Here is a 15,929-nt window from a genome sequence, read left to right as displayed (position 1 = left end):
GATACACGGCCGAGCCGCCGTGCGCCCGACGCCCGCGCTCGGCGAGCAGCAGCACCGCGGCGAGCAGCAGCACCGCCACGAGCCGCGCGGCGGCCCGCCGTCGCCTCGCGCACACCCAGACGAGTGCGGGGAGGATCGCGGCCTCCGCGAGCATGCGCGCGGGCTGCGCCCAACTGTCGTACGCCTGCCGCACCCGCTGCGAGCGGAAGTGGGCGGCGGAGGGCGGGCGCCGCACCACGTACACGTCGGGGCGCGACACGACCCTGCCGCCGGCGGCCCGCACCGTGCGCTCGAGTTCGAGGTTCTCGAACAGCACGTCGGCGTCGTACCCGCCCATCGCGATGAACGTCGCCCGGCGCACGCCGTACGTGCCCGGGAAGTCCTCGCCGAGCGCCCGGTTCAGCAGGCTGCGCCCCGTGTCCCACCGCGCGTGCCAGGGCGCCGGCTCGAACACGTTCTGCGGCTTGACGAGATCGGCCCCGTGCAGGGCGGCGAGCACGGCGCGCAGCGCGGCCCGGTCGTACCGCACGTCGTCGTCGGCCAGCACCACGAACTCGTGGCGGGCCGCCGCGACGCCCGCGATCACGCCGACCACCTTGCCGTTTCCGGTTGCTGGCGGGCGCACGGGCAGGTGCCGCGCGATCCCCCGCCACGCCTTGGCGTGCACGCGGAAGCGGGCCGCATCGGACCCGTCGACGACGGTGACGTCGACCCAGACGGCGAGCCGGCGCAGATACGCGGTGAACTCCGCCAGCGCGTGGTCGTCGCTCCACCGCAGCGGAATGACGACCTCCGCGAGCTCCCGATCGCTCATGCGCCGCTCAGTCGTCGGTGCGGAAGCCCGAGAGCCGGTGCGTGCCGTCGCAGAAGGGCTTGATGGTCGACAGCCCGCAGCGGCAGAGGGCCACCGTGCGCCGCTTCTGCGGAATCGGCTCGCCGTCCACCGTCTGCAGGGCGATCTCCCCGCGCACGATCAGCGGACCGTCGGGGTACGGCGTCACCGTGGGCTCCTCGCCGGTCACGATGCCCCTCCCGCACGCAGCGAGGATCGGCCCTCGGTCCACGACTCGAGCATGTGCTCCCCCATCCAGCCGTCCACGGTGAGGCAGGCCGCCGCCCCGAACATGATGTCTGCGAGCAGCTCCGGCCGATCCTCGGCCAGCGCCCCCGCCATGTCCCTCCCGGCGATCTGCTCGTGCACGGCGTCGGCCTCGACGTGCTCGTCGAAGTAGTCGGTCACCTCCTCGTCGTACCCGAGGCGGCGGAACCCGTCGCCGTACAGGCGGTTCGGGATCGCCGAGGTCATCTCGAACGCGGCGAGATGCCCGACGATCGCGCCGACGAGCCTCCGGTTGAGCCCGAACATCGACATCATGTTGTGCGACGCGAGCGTGATCGCGGGAGCGTCGTCGAGGTAGGCGCCGTACGTGTCGTCGAGGCCGGCTCCCCGCATCGTCTTCGCGTAGATCGTGGCGTGCACCCGATCCGGCCGGCCCCCGCCGTACTCGTCGGCCTGGATCTCGACGAGCGCCGCCTTCGCGCCCCCGCGCAGCCGCGGGATCGCCCACGAGTGCGGGTCGGCCTCGCGCAGCGTGTAGATCGACTTCTGCATGAGGAACTCGCGCGCCTGCTCCTCGGTGGCGCGCTTCGCGAAGTACCGCGACAGGCTCGGGCCGGAGTCGGCGGAGGTGAGGTCGAAGAGCGCCTTCGCCACGTCGCGGGCCCGCGCCTCGGGCGCTTCGGGCACTGGCACCGTGTCGCGCAGCTCGGCTTCGAATGCGGCCTCGAGCACGGCGCGCGTCTCGATGAGCGCGGTGTCCCACTCCGCCTCCGCCGGGATGCCGTCGAGCGAGCCGTAGAAGCAGGCGTAGAGGAGGAAGAGGGCGAGCTGCACGTCGTCGTCGCGGGTCACGTTCGACGACGCGGCGACCGCCTGGCGCGCCGCTGCTGGGGCGTCGGCGGTGTCTCCCGACCCGGAGAAGCCGCGCAGCAGGGCCTCGCTGAGCGGCCCGCGCGCCTGCAGGGCGAGCAGTGGTGAGGGGGTGTCGACGGTGACGGACATGGTTCTCCTATCTCTCGGCCCCAGCCTGTCGGCGGGCGCACCACCCGAACAGGGCATGGCAAAGCGCCCCGGAGTGCGATATGCAGCCGGTGCGCTCGACCATCGGATCGCGGTGTGCGGGCTGCGGGGTCTGCGCGGCCCGCACGGCGGGGTCTGCGCGGCCTGCGCCGCGGGGTCTAATCCCTGCGATCGCTGCGGGGGCGGTCAGTGCGCGTGCGATCCGCCCCATCGCCGGTCGCGGCGCCGTCGTCGCTGTTGCGCTCGCGGATGCGGCGCCCCTCCGCGATGTCCTCCTGCTCCTTCTGCGCGGCCTTGTCGCTCTTGCGCGTGTCGCGGGGCGGCAGCTGGATGCGATCCTCGGCCGGCATGCCGGCCTGCAGCTCGCGCCCGCGCTCGAGCTCGGCGTCGAACTCCGCTCCGAAGAGGATCGCATTGTTCGCGATCCACAGCCACAGCAGGAAGATGATGACGCCGGCGAGCGACCCGTAGGTCTTATCGTAGTTCGAGAAGTTCGCGACGTAGAAGCCGAAGGCGGCCGTCGCGATCGCCAGGAGGATGAGCGCGAGGAACGCCCCCATGCTCATCCAGCGGAACTTCGGTTGCTTCGCGTTCGGTGTGGCGTAGTAGAGGATCGCCAGAATCAGTGCGAAGACGACCAGCAGCACGGGCCACTTCGCGATCGACCAGATCATCGTCGCCGTCTCGCCGATGCCGAGCGTCGAGCCGACCGCATCGGCCACGGGGCCCGAGACCACGAGAATCACGGCGGCGATCACGATGAGCACGAGCGCGATGATCGTGACGAGCAGCTGCGCCGGCTTCAGCTTCCAGAACGGCCGGCCCTCCTCGATCTCGTAGATGCGGTTCATCGCGCGGCTGAAGGCCGTGACGTATCCCGAGGCCGACCAGATCGCGACGACCAGGCCGCTCACGAGCGCGAAGCCCGCCGCCGGCGAATTGGCGAACTGCTCGATCGGGCCGCGCACCACGTCGGCCGTGCCGCCCGGGGCGACCTCGTCGACGATGCCGAGAATCGCGTCCGTCGCCGCCGGGCCCTGGCCGAACACCCCCAGCAGGGAGAAGATCGCGATCAGGGCCGGGAACAGGGCGAGCACCGCGTAGTACGTGAGGCTCGCGGCGATGTCGGTGCACTGATCCGCCGAGAACTCGCGGATCGTCTTGCGCAGCACGTACTTCCACGAGCGCTTCTCGAGGTCGGTCGGCCCGTCCGGCTTCCGATCGTCCTCGGGATCGGGGGCGTGCCCCCGGCGGCCTTCCTGCGATGTCTTCTGGGTACTCATGGGGCGATCCTTCCCGTGCCGGCTCGAGGTGGAGAGCCTCCAGTGAAGTACGGGCCCCGCCGGGCGTCATCGGGGTCGCGCCCGCGCCGCGGCTGCCCTATAGTGCCTCGCGCGGCCGAGCGCCATATGCTGTCGCGCCGAGGGGGGAGGCGGCAGGATGGAGGCATGAACACCGGTCCCCTCGCTGCTCGACCCTGGCTGGCCTCGTACGCGGACGGCGTGCCCGCCGATATCGAGGATCCGTCCCAGACGCTCCCCGAGATGCTGGCGGCGAGCGTGCGCGCCTTCCCCTCCCGCGTCGCGCTCGAGTTCTTCGGGGCGAGCACGACCTACCGCGAGCTCGGCGAGCAGGTCGACCGCGTGGCCGAGGGCCTGCGCCGCATCGGCGTCGCGAAGGGCGATCGCGTCGCGATCGTGCTGCCCAACTGCCCGCAGCACGTGGTCGCGTTCTACGCGGTGCTGCGGCTCGGCGCCGTCGTGGTGGAGCACAATCCGCTGTACACCGCGCGCGAGCTGCGCCACCAGTTCGAGGATCACGGCGCCCGCTTCGCGATCGTCTGGAACAAGGTCGCCGACACCGTCGCGGGCTTCCCCGCCGATCTCGCCCTCGAGCGGATCATCAGCGTCGACCTCACCGCGGCCATGCCGCGGTCCAAGCGCCTGCTGCTGCGTCTGCCGCTCCCCGCCGCGCGCGCCTCGCGGGCGAAGCTGACCGCCGCGCCCCGGGCGAAGGATCTCCTCGACTGGAAGGAGCTGCTGCGGCACCGACGCGTGTCGCGGCGCGTCGCCGCCCCCGAACTGCACCACCTCGCTCTGCTGCAGTACACGAGCGGCACCACCGGATCCCCCAAGGGGGCGATGCTGACACACGCCAACCTCCGGGCGAACGCCATGCAGGGCGAGGCCTGGGTGCCCGGCCTGCAGCGCGGCGAGGAGACCTTCTACGGGGTGCTCCCCCTGTTCCACGCCTACGGCATGACGCTCTGCCTCACCTTCGCGATGAGCATCGGCGCGAAGCTGGTGCTGTTCCCGACGTTCGACGTCGGCCTCGTCACGGCGGCCGCACGCAAGAGCCCGCCCACCTTCCTCCCCGCCGTGCCCCCGATCTACGATCAGCTCGCGCGCGCCGCGTCCCGGGGGTCGCTCGACCTCTCGAGCGTGCGCTTCGCGATCTCCGGAGCGATGAGCCTGCCGGTGGCGACGGTCGAGCGGTGGGAGGAGACCACCGGCGGCCTGCTGGTCGAGGGGTACGGGATGACCGAGAGCTCGCCCGTCGCGCTCGGCAACCCGATCGGGCCGACCCGGCGGCCGGGCACCGTCGGCGTGCCGTTCCCGAGCACCGAGATCCGCGTCGTCGACCCCGACGACCCGAACGTCGACGTCGCCCTCGGCGATCCGGGTGAGCTGCTGCTGCGCGGGCCGCAGGTCTTCCAGGGCTACTGGGGCCGCCCGATCGAGACGGCCGAGGCGCTGCTGCCCGGCGGCTGGCTCAGAACCGGCGACATCGCCGAGGTCTCGGAGGACGGCTTCGTGACCATCGTCGACCGCCTCAAAGAACTCATCATCACCGGCGGCTTCAACGTGTCGCCGAGCGAGGTCGAAGACACCCTGTTCGCGCACCCCGACGTGAACGCGGCCGCCGTGGTGGGGCTCCCCCGACCCGACGGCGGCGAGGAGGTCGTGGCCGCGGTGGTGCTGCGCGACGGCGCCGAGCTCGACCCCAGCGCCCTGCGAGACTTCTGCCGCGCGCGGCTGACGCCGTACAAGGTGCCGCGCCGCTTCGTGCAGGTCGACGAGCTGCCGCGTTCGCTCATCGGCAAGGTGTTGCGCCGCAGCGTGCGGGAGTCGCTGCTCGCGGGCTCGGGCGAGTGAGCCGCTGACACGCAACGGGGCCCGCCGCAGTGCGACGGGCCCCGAATGGCGGAGGATGGGGGATTTGAACCCCCGAGGGCGTGAACCCAACACGCGTTCCAGGCGTGCGCCATAGGCCGCTAGGCGAATCCTCCTCACTGGCCGAAGCCAGCGCGCACCAGTCTAGCGGGTTCTCGCTCACACACCGAACCAGGGGTCGAGCCGGGCGGCCGCGAGCCCCGAGCTTCGCGCGCGATCACGCCGAAGATGTACGCGAGCTGACTACCGGACTTGAAAGTAACGGAACGGTAACGCATACTAGGTGAGGCGCTCGGGCCATCCGCCCGGCGCTTTGTGTTGGAAAGTCCGGAGTTTATCGCGTGAATGTATCTGCCAAGGTGTTCGTAGTCGGCCTGGTTTCTTCAGTAACCTTCGCCGTCGGCGCAGCACCGGCGGCGGCCGAGGTGCCTCTCGAGAGCTTCTCCTCGCCTGCCGCAGCCGTACAGCCCGTTACGACCGTCGCTCAGCAGCTCGACACCACAGAGGACGCCCTCGCCGGCGCCTCGATCGAATCGGTGCTGCAGGCGGAGCAGGATGTCGCATCGGTACCGCACGGATACGACGTCGAGGCGGCCATCGAGCTCGCGAAGAGCGAGATCGGCACGAGCCGCCCCACGGGCTGGAACGCCCCGGGCGAGTGCATCATGTCGGCGCAGCGCTGGGTGAAGGCCGGCAACGGCGCCTGGACGGGCAGCGGCGATCCGGTCGCGAACTACACGGGCGCGACGCGCATGTCGCTCGCCGACGCCGAGCCGGGCGACATCATCCAGTACGAGTACACGGCCTCCCCCACCTCTTGGGTGACCGGCGTGCACACGGTGCTCATCACCGAGGTGAACGACGACGGCACCTTCACCATCATCCAGTCGAACAGCCCGGGCGGATCGGGTCTCGTCACCGAGGAGACCGACTGGACCCCGGCACCGCCGGAGGGCTTCACCGCCGCCGTCTGGCGGTTCTAGACCGCTCACCGATCGAGGGGCCGCTGCACGCCGCTCACTCAGAACCGGCCGCCGCACGCCGCTCGGCACCGCCCGCAGCTAGCCCGCGCGCCGCTCGCCGGCCGACAGCACGGCCTCGTACACCGCGAGCATCTCGGCGGTGCGGGCCGACTGCAGAAACCGCGGAGCGGCCGTCTCGTCGACGCGCAGTGCCCCCGGGCGGGCCGCGAGGTCTGACACGGCCTGCCGCAGCGTACGGGCGAGCGCGTCCACCGATCCGTCTGCGACGACCCACTTCTGCGCCACGTCCACGTCTGCGGCGATCTCCGCATCCGAGAAGACGGTCGGCGTGCCGAGCGCGGCGGCCTCGAACGGCGTGAGCCCCTGCGTCTCGAACCCGATGGAGGTTTGCACGAGCGCATCCGCGTCGCGCAGCGCGGCGAGGGCCGACGCGTAGGGCACGGGCCCGGCGACCGTCACACGGTCGACGAGGCCGAGCGCGGCGATGCGCTCCTCGACGCGCGACAGCAGCAGCCCCGCCCCGTGCAGCGTCACATCGGCGTCGATCTGCGCGCGCCCGATCGCGTCGATGAACTCGAGCACCCGCTTCTCGTGGCTCATGCGCCCCAGCCAGACGAGCTTCGGCCGTCTCCGCTCGGAGCGGGCGACGCGCCGAGCGGCGGTGATCGCCTCGTCGTCGACGCCGTTCGGGGTGACGAGCACCTGCGCGCTCACGCCGTGGCGCTGCAGCGCGTCGGCGAAGTGCTGCGAGGGCGCCGTGACCGCTTCGGCCTCGGCCGCGAGCTCCGCCAGGTAGCGCCAGGCGCCGCGCGACGCCCGATCCACCGCGCCGCGTGCGCCCCCGAGGGCGAGGCGCCGCCAGACGCGCAGCCCGGCGAAGGCGAGCGGCGCGAGCGGCGTGACGGCGCGCGTGCCCTCGTCGACGTGGTTGTGCATCGTGTGCACGATCGGCACGCGGAGGCCTCGCGCGGCGCGCACCCCGATCATCGCGCCCCAGAAGTCGCCCTGCACGTGCACCAGATCGACCGGCGGTCGCTCCGCGAGCGCGCGGGCGAGGGCGCGGTCGGTGCGTCGCCCGGGCCACGTGATCCCATACTCGCGATCGCGGGTGATCGGCCGAGAGGGGAGGTCGATGTACGCCTCGCGATTCGCCGCCGCCATGGCGTACCCGCGACGGTGCAGGGCCGGGGCCGCCACCGTGACCCGGTGCCCGAGCCGCTCGAGCGCGCGCCGCTGCATGCGGATCGCCACCTGCACGCCGCCCAGCGACTCCGGGTGCTGGTCGGTGACGACGAGGATGTGCATCGTCAGCGCGCGTCGGCTTCGCCGCGGTACAGCTCCTCGAACGTGTCGAGGGTGCGGTCGATGTCGTGCACCGTCACCGCCTCGAGCGAGGCCCGCTGCATGCGCAGGTACTCCTCGGGGGTCTGCCGCAGCACCCGCGTGATGCAGCTCGCGAGCTCGCGGTCGTTGCCGGCCTGGAAGAGGTAGCCGTTCTCTCCGTCGTGCACGAGGTGCGGCAGCGCCATCGCGTTCGCGGCGACGATGGGCAGGCCCGACGCCATCGCCTCCATGGTGGCGATGGACTGCAGCTCGGCGATGGAGGCGATGGTGAACACGCTCGCGCTCGTGAGGTGCGCGCGCAGCTCGGCGTCGCTGACGCGACCGGTGAACTCGACCCGGTCGGAGATGCCGAGGTCTGCGGCGAGCTTCTCGAGGTGCTTGCGCTGGTCGCCATCGCCGACGACGGTGAAGTGCACGTCGAGGTCGGCATCGAGGCGCGGGATCGCGCGGAGGATGACGTCGATTTCCTTCTCCAGCGTGACCCGCCCCACGAAGACGAGCGTGTTCGCGGTGCGGGGCGTGAGGTCGGCGGTGTAGTCGGAGGCGCGGAGCCCGCAGCTCACCGGGCGCACGCCGCGGCGGTGCGTGTTGCGCTCGAGGAAGTCGGCGGCGCGGCGCGTGGGCGTGGTGACGGCCGATGCGAGCCGCAGCACGCGGTCGGCCGCGTTCCAGCCCCAGCGGACGAAGAGCCGCTTCGCCTTCTCGGGGAGCAGGGTGAAGTCGAGCACGTTCTCGGGCATCACGTGGTTCGTGGCGACGATGCGGATGCCCCGCTTCGCGCCCTCGATGGCGAGCGCGCGGCCGATGACGATGTGCGACTGGATGTGGATGACGTCTGGCCGCACGCGGTCGAGCAGCGTGCGGGCGTAGCCGCGCGCCCGCCACGGCAGCACGAACCGCAGCCAGTCGTGCGGGTACCAGCGCCAGCTGGCCCACCGGTGCACGGTCATCTGCTCGCCCTCGATGGTCTCGACGAAGCTGCCATGCTGGCTGTGGCGCTTCGACGGTGCGACGACGTGCACGTCGTGCCCGCGCTGCACGAGACCGGCGGAGAGCCGTTCGGCGAACCGTGCGGCCCCGTTCACATCGGGAGAGAAGGTGTCGCAGCCCTGCAGAATGCGCAGGGGCGCCTGGCGATCGGTGGTGCTCACGGTGCGCGGGAGTCCTTCGGTCGGAGATGAGTGCGGGTTCGCGCGGGCGGTGCGCGAAGCGCCTCCAGTCTACAAAGCGCAGCTCACCGCACGTTCAGTCGCCGGATCGCGGCGGCGTTCTGCTGACGTGCGGCAGGTAGCGCGGTATCCAGCGGGCGAATCCGACGGCTCCGGCGACGGCGAGCGCCCCGGCGGCGAGGCTCGCCACGGGCAGCGAGACGGCGGCGAGCGCGGAGACGGCGAGGGGCGCAACGGCGCCGCCGAAGTCGGTGAGGGTGCGCCAGGCGGCGAGGAAGGGGGCGGGCCGATCGACGGGGGCGAGATCGGCGCCGAGGGTCATGTTGATGCCGCTCGACAGGCCGTTGCCGAGCCCGACGACGACGGCGATAACGAGCAGCCACACCGCAGCCCCGGGGAGATCGTGCGTGCCTGCGAGCACCAGGAAGCCGGCGGCCATCACGATCATCGCCGGGAGGCTCGCCCAGAGCCGGCCGTAGCGGTCCATGATCTGGCCGCTCGTGTAGAAGAACAGGAAGTCGACGGTGCCCGAGATGCCGACGACGAGCGCGACCTGGGTGGCGTCGAGCCCGATCGAGACGCCCCAGAGGGGCAGCAGCACGTCTCTGATCGACCGCATGCCCGAGAGGATCGCGGCGGCGCCGCCGACACGCAGCAGCGCCGCCCCGCCGTCGCGCACCGCGCCCAGCACGCCGGTGCGGGGCGCGACGCCTGCAGCCTCCCGCTCGCCTGCAGCCTCCGCCGCGCCCGCAGCCTCCCGCTCGCCCGCAGCCTCCGGCGCGCCCGCAGGGCCCGGCACTCGGCGCTCGGGATCGGGCGCCCACGCGACGAGCCCCGACGCGAGCACGAGGCACGCGACGAACGCCCAGACAGGCGCCTCGGGGTCGCCGGTCGCCACGACTACGGCCGCCGCGAGGAACGGGCCGACGAATCGCCCGAGCCGGTTCGTGCCGCCGAGCAGCGAGAGCGCACGCGCCCGGAAGCGGAGGGGCACGCGGGTCGTCATGAACGCGTGCCGCGCCAACCCGAAGGCGGCCGCCGCGAAGCCGATCAGCAGCACGGCGACGCCGAGCAGTGCCGGCGTCGGGGCGAAGGCGAGCCCGAGGCACCCGACGAGCGCGACCGCCGCCGCGATCAGCATCGCCGCGCGCTCGCCCGCCCGCGACACGACCCAGCTGGCGGGGAGATTGCCGAGCACCTGGCCCACAACCGCGGCCGAGGCGATCACCCCGGCGAGCGCGAGGTTCGCCCCCATGCCGACGGCGATGACGGCGACGAGCGGCAGGATCGCGTACTCGCCGAGCGAGAAGAGCACCGACGGCCCGTAGATGCTCGGGGCCAGTCGCCAGAGGAATGCGGGGGCGGAAGTGGTCATGTCGGTTCCACAGTACTCGCGGAGGTGCGCGGCTCGGCGCTGCGTGACGGACCGCGCGGTGTCGGGGCACCGGGGGCAGCACACGCCCCGAGGCGTCAGGGGGCGCGCGTCGCCGCGAGCACCGTGAACGCGGAGGTGCGCGCGAGCTGCCGCACCGGGCCGACCTCGCGCTCGACCAGCGGCCGGTACCTGAGGTGCGAGTTGAAGACGAGCCGCAGCTCGCCCCCCGGAGCGAGCGCGCGGCGGCACGCGCGGATCAGCCGGTGGCCGACGCCCGCGTGCACGGCGGCTCCCGAGTGGAACGGCGGATTGAGCAGGATCAGATCGGCCCAGCCGTCGGGCACCGCCTCGAGGGCGTCGGCGCGGTGCACCGCGACGCGATCCGCCACTCCGGCAGCCTCCGCGGTGAGCGCCGTCGCCGCGACGGCGGCCGCGGACTGATCGGTCGCGTGCACCTGCGCGCCCGGGAAGCGGCGCGCAGCCGAGACCGCGAGCACGCCGTTGCCGCAGCCCAGGTCGACGACGGCGCTCGGGTCGCGGCCCACGTCGCGCAGCGTGCTGAGCAGCAGTCTGCTGCCGTGATCGAGCACGGGGCCGCCGAACGTGGCGCCGAACGCCGCGATCGAGAAGTCGAGGTCGGGGTCGTCGCCCCATTTCGGAAAGCGCGCCGGCTCGTCGGCTCGATCCCGCGGCGACTCGGCGCGCAGCACGCGCGACTTGCGCCAGCCGAGCCCTGCCGAGACGTTCGCGAAGTCGCGCCCGAGCACCTCGTTCATCGCGCGCGTCATGTGCTTCACCCGGCCGCCCGCGAACACGCGCACCTCGGGCGCGGCCCAGCGGGCGATCGCCTCCGACACCTCGGCGAGCGCTTCGAGGCCGCGCGGCAGCTGCAGCAGCACGACGCGGGCGCCGGCCAGCAGGCTCGCATCGAGCGGGTGGTGGGCGTAGCTCGCGGTCAGCTGCAGACGCTCGGCGTTCTGATCGAGCGCGCGTTCGCCGAGCAGCGGATCCTGATGGGTGCGGATTCCCCGGGCGCCGAACAGCGTCGCCGCCCCGAGGGTGAGCGCCCCGTGCCGATCCCCGATGACCGCGATGTCGGCGCCCCGCACCGGTTCGGCGGGCGGGCGCTCGGCGAGATCCTCGACCGCGGAGCGCAGGATGAGCTGATCGGCCGTATCGTGCGCTTGCAGTTCTTCGGCGTCGAAATCGGGATCGCGCGTCAGCTGCGCGAAGAGGTCGGCGAGCCGCTCGTCGGCGTCTCCCAGAGCGGAGGCGCCTGCCGGTGCGGAGCCGTCTCCCGGTGCGGAGCCGTCTGGGCTCACGGCTGCCACACGACGACCTCGGCGTTGCGGCGCATGCGCGTGCCTCGGCGCAGCGTCACCACCTCACCGCCGGCCGAGCCCGCTGCGAAGACGCGGCGGTCGGGGCGCTGCAGGCGCTCCTCGGTCAGTGCGCGCTCCAGGTCGCGCACCCGGCCTTCGAGCTGACGCACCTGGTCCTCGAGATCGAGTACCCGCCTGATGCCCTCGAGGCTGAGCCCCTCCGCCGACAGCCGGGCCACCTCGCGCAGACGGGCGACGTCGTGCAGCGAGTAGCGGCGCGTGTTGCCGCGCGTGCGCTGCGGCGAGACCAGGCCGATCCGGTCGTACTGCCGGAGGGTCTGCGGGTGCATCTCGGCGAGCTCGGCGGCCGCGGCGATCGCGAACACCGGCGTGAAACGGTCCATCTGGGGACTCGCCATGATGCTGACCTGCTTTCGTGAGACTGGGCGGGGAGCGGAGCGGCGGTTGCACCGCGCCCGCTCCCCGATCGATCAGGGATGGGTCACCCCTTCGCGCGAGCCAGGAGGTCGACCCGCGGATTCTCCTGCGGTTCGACGGCCCGGAACGCTTCGAGCGCCTCCGTCGCCTCGGGCGACAGATGCGAGGGGACGACGATCTGCACCTCGGCCAGCAGGTCGCCGGTGCCCTTCGAGCTCGACACCCCGCGACCCTTGACGCGCAGCACCCGCCCGCTGGGCGTGCCGGGCTGCACCTTGAGCTTCACGGGGGCGCCGCCGAGCGTCGGCACCTCGACCGTCGCGCCGAGCGCGGCTTCGGAGAACGTCACCGGCAGCTTGAGCCGCAGGTTCTGGCCCTCTCGCTCGAAGACGGGGTGCTTGCGCACGCTCACCGTAAGGATGATGTCGCCCGCGGGGCCGCCCGTCGGGCTCGGTTCGCCCTTGCCGCGCACCTTGATCTTCTGGCCGTCGGCCACGCCTGCGGGAATCTTGACCTTGACCGAACCGGTCGAGGCCTGCAGCGTGACGGTCTTGCCCTGCACGGCGGTCTCGAAGTCGAGCGTCGTCGTCGCCTGGATGTCGCGCCCGCGCTGCGGACCCTGCGGGGCCCCTCCGCCGAACATGCCACCGAAGATGTCCTCGAATCCCTGCGGCCCGCCGGTCTGGAAGTGGGTGTTGCGCCCGCCTCCGCCGAACATGCCGCCGAACACGTCCTCGAAGCCCTGGCCTCCGCCGCCGCCCGCCGTGAAGCGGGCGCCGCCGGCGCCCATCGCGCGAATCTGGTCGTACTCCGCGCGCTGCTCGGGATCGGAGAGCACCGAGTAGGCCTCGCTGATCTCCTTGAACTTCGCCTCGGCCACCGTGTCGCCCGGGTTCGAATCCGGGTGGTACTTGCGTGCGAGTTTGCGGTACGTCTTCTTCAGCTCGGCGTCGCCGACATCCTTCGAGACGCCGAGGAGCTGGTAGAAGTCCTTATCGAGCCAATCCTGACTAGCCATCCGCTCCCACCGCCACCGCGACCTTGGCGGGGCGCAGTTCGACCTCGCCGATGCGATATCCGCGCTCGATGACGTCGAGCACCGTCTGCTGCTCAGTGCCGGGAACCGGGACCTGTGCGATCGCCTCGTGGATCTGCGGGTCGAAGACCTCGCCCGTCTCTCCGAAGCTCTGCACGCCGATGCGCTCGAACGTACCGCGGATCTTCTGCGCGATCGTCGCGAATGCGGAGCCCTCGGCGAGATCGCCGTGCTTCTCGGCGCGATCGAGGTCGTCGAGCACCGTGAGCATCGGGGAGACCGCCGCCGCGATGGCGCGCTGCTTCTCGATGGCGGCGTTCGCCTCGGTGCGCTTGCGGTAGTTGGCGTACTCGGCCGTCAGCCTCCGCAGGTCGTCGAGGTACGGGTTGTCGGCATCCGCCGCCGCTCCGGCCTCCGCGCTGTCGGCATCTGCCGCGGCGTCGCTCTGCTCCGCCTCCAGGATGTCCTCGACCGTGAGATCGGGCTGGGGCGCGGAGCCGGAGTCCTGCGACTCCGGCTCCTGAGCAGGAACCTCGTCAGCGTTCGGGTCCTCCCCGGGCGTGCGCTGTTCCTCGTTCGCCATGGTTACTTCTTCTCCTCATCGTCTTCGACGACTTCGGCGTCCACCACGTCGTCGTCGTTCGACGGCTGCTCGGCGCCGCCCTCGGCGGGAGCCTCGGACTGGGCCGCCGCGTAGATCGCCTCGCCGAGCTTCGTCTGGCTCTGGCCGAGCTTCTCCGAGGCGTTCTTCACGGCCTCGTCGTCATCGCCCGCGAGCGCCTGCTTCAGCGCGTCGAGGTCGCCCTGCACCTCGGTCTTCACGTCCTCCGGCAGCTTGTCGTCGTTCTCCGAGATGAGCTTCTCGACCGAGTAGGCGAGCTGCTCGGCGTTGTTGCGCACCTCCGCGGCCTCGCGCCGCTGCTTGTCCTCCGCAGCGTGCTCCTCGGCCTCGCGCACCATCCGCTCGATGTCCTCCTTCGAGAGGGTCGAGCCGCCCGAGATCGTGATGGTCTGCTCCTTGCCGGTGCCCTTGTCCTTCGCGGAGACCTGCACGATGCCGTTGGCGTCGATGTCGAAGGTGACCTCGACCTGCGGCACGCCGCGCGGTGCCGGCGCGATGCCGGTCAGCTCGAACGTTCCGAGGTTCTTGTTGTCGCGGGTGAACTCGCGCTCGCCCTGGAACACCTGGATGGCCACCGACGGCTGGTTGTCCTCCGCGGTGGTGAAGGTCTCGCTGCGCTTCGTCGGGATGGCGGTGTTGCGCTCGATGAGCTTCGTCATGATGCCGCCCTTGGTCTCGATGCCGAGCGACAGGGGCGTCACGTCGATGAGCAGCACGTCCTTGCGCTCGCCCTTCAGCACGCCGGCCTGCAGGGCGGCGCCCACGGCCACGACCTCGTCGGGGTTGACGCTCTTGTTGGGCTCCTTGCCGCCGGTGAGCGACTTCACGAGCTCGGTGACGGCGGGCATACGGGTCGATCCGCCGACGAGCACGACGTGCGCGATGTCGGAGACCTTGACGCCGGCCTCCGCGATCACGTCGTTGAACGGCTTGCGGGTGCGCTCGAGCAGATCCTTCGTGAGCTCCTCGAACTTCGCGCGCGACAGGGTCTCGTCGAGGTTCGCCGGGCCGTTCTCGGTGAGCGAGAGGTACGGGAGCTGGATCTGGGTGCTCGTCGAGTTCGAGAGCTCCTTCTTCGCCTGCTCCGCGGCCTCCTTGAGGCGCTGCAGCGCGATCTTGTCCTTGGCCACGTCGACGCCGGTGGAGTTCTTGAACTGCTGGATCAGCCACTGCACGATGCGCTGATCCCAGTCGTCGCCGCCGAGGCGGTTGTCGCCCGCGGTGGCGCGCACCTGGATCGTCGAGAAGTCGTCGTCCTTGCCCACCTCGAGGAGGGAGACGTCGAAGGTGCCGCCGCCGAGGTCGAAGACGAGGATCAGCTCGTCCTCCTTGCCCTTGTCGAGGCCGTAGGCGAGCGCGGCCGCGGTCGGCTCGTTGATGATGCGGAGCACGTTGAGGCCCGCGATCTCACCGGCCTCCTTCGTGGCCTGACGCTCGGCGTCGTTGAAGTAGGCGGGCACGGTGATGACCGCGTCGGTCACCTTGTCGCCCAGGTAGGTCTCGGCGTCGCGCTTCAGCTTCTGCAGCGTGCGGGCGCTGATCTCCTGCGCGGTGTAGCGCTTGCCGTCGATCTCGTCGGTCTTCCAGTCGGTGCCCATGTGGCGCTTGACCGAGGAGAGGGTGCGGTCGACGTTCGTGACGGCCTGGCGCTTCGCGGTCTCACCGACGAGCACCTCGCCGTCCTTCGTGAATGCGACGATGGAGGGCGTGGTGCGGAGGCCCTCGGCGTTCGCGATGACCGTGGGCTCGCCGCCCTCGAGAACCGAGACCACCGAGTTCGTGGTGCCGAGGTCGATGCCTACTGCGCGTGACATATGTGCTCCTTCTGTCGATCGGGTCGGGAGGCGGGTCGCCTGCCCGGGTCTGCACTCGTGATCGCACCCCCGCGGCTCGCGGCGATGCACGATGTTGAGCCTGATGGACTCAAGTTTACTCGGGCTCCGCCGCAGGTCAAGTCTGCGGCGCAGAACTTGAGTCCAACACACTCAACTCTCAGCTTGAGTCTCGGAGTCGCCTATGCCTACGACATGCGGGCGGGTGACGTCAATCCTGCGCGTCGCCCTTGAAAGTCTGAGAGGAACCTGCATACGCTGGGAGCGTCCATTTGGGGGATGGGTTTCGCAGGACTGCGGGGGGATCGCAGTGCTTCCGCATCGTCCACTCGGCGCGACACCGCCAGTCGCTGCCGGAAGCACTCGCACCACGATTCCCCGCCGGAGCACTGACGATGTACTGGAGAACCCGCCCGCGCAGCGCGACGGATCCCCGACAAAGCGCGCTCGCGCTGCGCAGATGCACCACCGCCGTGCTCGCCGTGCTGCTCTGCGCGACCGGTGCCCAGCTCGCCCCGCAGGCGGCGATCGCGACCGGCGAGACGGCACCGGTCG

The 15,929-nt window shown here is 71.4% G+C and carries 14 protein-coding genes and 1 tRNA gene; 2 read left to right on the top strand and 13 right to left on the bottom strand.

The genetic code is table 11. The annotated features are described in order from the left end of the window. The 4 genes from NS354_RS12230 to NS354_RS12215 all read right to left on the bottom strand — a co-directional run. A partial coding sequence (locus NS354_RS12230; RefSeq protein WP_058594737.1) for a glycosyltransferase occupies nt 1-814 on the bottom strand: 814 nt, incomplete at its 3' end. A gap of 7 nt (nt 815-821) precedes the next feature. Next, on the bottom strand, nt 822-1,022 hold the full coding sequence (locus tag NS354_RS12225; RefSeq protein ID WP_010155940.1) for a CDGSH iron-sulfur domain-containing protein: 201 nt from the start codon (nt 1,020-1,022) through the stop codon (nt 822-824). After that, nucleotides 1,019-2,062 carry an iron-containing redox enzyme family protein gene (locus NS354_RS12220; protein WP_058594736.1) on the bottom strand — a complete coding sequence of 348 codons (1,044 nt, stop codon included), beginning with the start codon at nt 2,060-2,062 and terminating at the stop codon, nt 1,019-1,021. Before NS354_RS12220 ends, NS354_RS12225 begins: the two co-directional genes overlap by 4 nt. A gap of 176 nt (nt 2,063-2,238) precedes the next feature. Beyond that, complete coding sequence (locus tag NS354_RS12215; RefSeq protein ID WP_058594735.1) at nt 2,239-3,363, bottom strand: YihY/virulence factor BrkB family protein; 1,125 nt, start codon at nt 3,361-3,363, stop codon at nt 2,239-2,241. Nucleotides 3,364-3,528: 165 nt separating this feature from the next. Between NS354_RS12215 and NS354_RS12210 the strand changes: the two genes are divergently transcribed. Then, nucleotides 3,529-5,235 (top strand): long-chain-fatty-acid--CoA ligase, encoded by a 1,707-nt coding sequence (locus tag NS354_RS12210; protein ID WP_058594734.1) that lies wholly within the window; start codon nt 3,529-3,531, stop codon nt 5,233-5,235. A 46-nt stretch (nt 5,236-5,281) separates the two neighbouring features. Here the strand turns inward: NS354_RS12210 and NS354_RS12205 are convergent. After that, nucleotides 5,282-5,369, bottom strand: a tRNA-Ser gene (locus tag NS354_RS12205). Between the two features lie 225 nt (nt 5,370-5,594). Here NS354_RS12205 and NS354_RS12200 point away from each other — a divergent pair. Beyond that, complete coding sequence (locus tag NS354_RS12200; RefSeq protein WP_241490535.1) at nt 5,595-6,236, top strand: CHAP domain-containing protein; 642 nt, start codon at nt 5,595-5,597, stop codon at nt 6,234-6,236. A 78-nt stretch (nt 6,237-6,314) separates the two neighbouring features. Here the strand turns inward: NS354_RS12200 and NS354_RS12195 are convergent, their stop codons facing one another. The 8 genes from NS354_RS12195 to dnaK all read right to left on the bottom strand — a co-directional run bounded on the left by NS354_RS12195 (nt 6,315) and on the right by dnaK (nt 15,356). After that, a complete protein-coding gene (locus NS354_RS12195) occupies nt 6,315-7,541 on the bottom strand; it encodes a glycosyltransferase (RefSeq protein WP_058594732.1) in 1,227 nt (408 codons plus the stop codon). Nucleotides 7,542-7,543: 2 nt separating this feature from the next. Further along, entirely contained in the window at nt 7,544-8,731 is a 1,188-nt protein-coding gene (locus NS354_RS12190; protein ID WP_058594731.1) for a glycosyltransferase, read from the bottom strand. A 94-nt stretch (nt 8,732-8,825) separates the two neighbouring features. Continuing rightward, the gene (locus tag NS354_RS12185; protein WP_058594730.1) at nt 8,826-10,124 is read right to left on the bottom strand and encodes an MFS transporter; all 1,299 of its coding nucleotides are present in this window, start codon (nt 10,122-10,124) and stop codon (nt 8,826-8,828) included. A 95-nt stretch (nt 10,125-10,219) separates the two neighbouring features. Next, nucleotides 10,220-11,455 (bottom strand): methyltransferase, encoded by a 1,236-nt coding sequence (locus NS354_RS12180; protein ID WP_082678075.1) that lies wholly within the window; start codon nt 11,453-11,455, stop codon nt 10,220-10,222. Further along, nucleotides 11,443-11,865 carry a heat shock protein transcriptional repressor HspR gene (locus NS354_RS12175; RefSeq protein WP_241490532.1) on the bottom strand — a complete coding sequence of 141 codons (423 nt, stop codon included), beginning with the start codon at nt 11,863-11,865 and terminating at the stop codon, nt 11,443-11,445. The genes NS354_RS12180 and NS354_RS12175 overlap by 13 nt, the downstream gene beginning before the upstream one ends. A gap of 83 nt (nt 11,866-11,948) precedes the next feature. Continuing rightward, nucleotides 11,949-12,902, bottom strand: coding sequence for a DnaJ C-terminal domain-containing protein (locus NS354_RS12170; protein ID WP_058594728.1), 954 nt, complete (start codon nt 12,900-12,902; stop codon nt 11,949-11,951). After that, complete coding sequence (locus NS354_RS12165; protein ID WP_058594727.1) at nt 12,895-13,503, bottom strand: nucleotide exchange factor GrpE; 609 nt, start codon at nt 13,501-13,503, stop codon at nt 12,895-12,897. Before NS354_RS12165 ends, NS354_RS12170 begins: the two co-directional genes overlap by 8 nt. Nucleotides 13,504-13,505: 2 nt before the next feature. Further along, the gene (gene dnaK, locus NS354_RS12160) at nt 13,506-15,356 is read right to left on the bottom strand and encodes a molecular chaperone DnaK (protein WP_058594726.1); all 1,851 of its coding nucleotides are present in this window, start codon (nt 15,354-15,356) and stop codon (nt 13,506-13,508) included. Nucleotides 15,357-15,929: the final 573 nt, after the last annotated feature.

It is taken from the genome of Leucobacter chromiiresistens, from assembly GCF_001477055.1.
GTDB classification, from domain to species: Bacteria; Actinomycetota; Actinomycetes; order Actinomycetales; family Microbacteriaceae; genus Leucobacter; species Leucobacter chromiiresistens_A.
The sequence above is the reverse complement of the archived record's forward strand: the minus strand, read 5'-3'. Positions and strand labels throughout refer to the sequence as shown.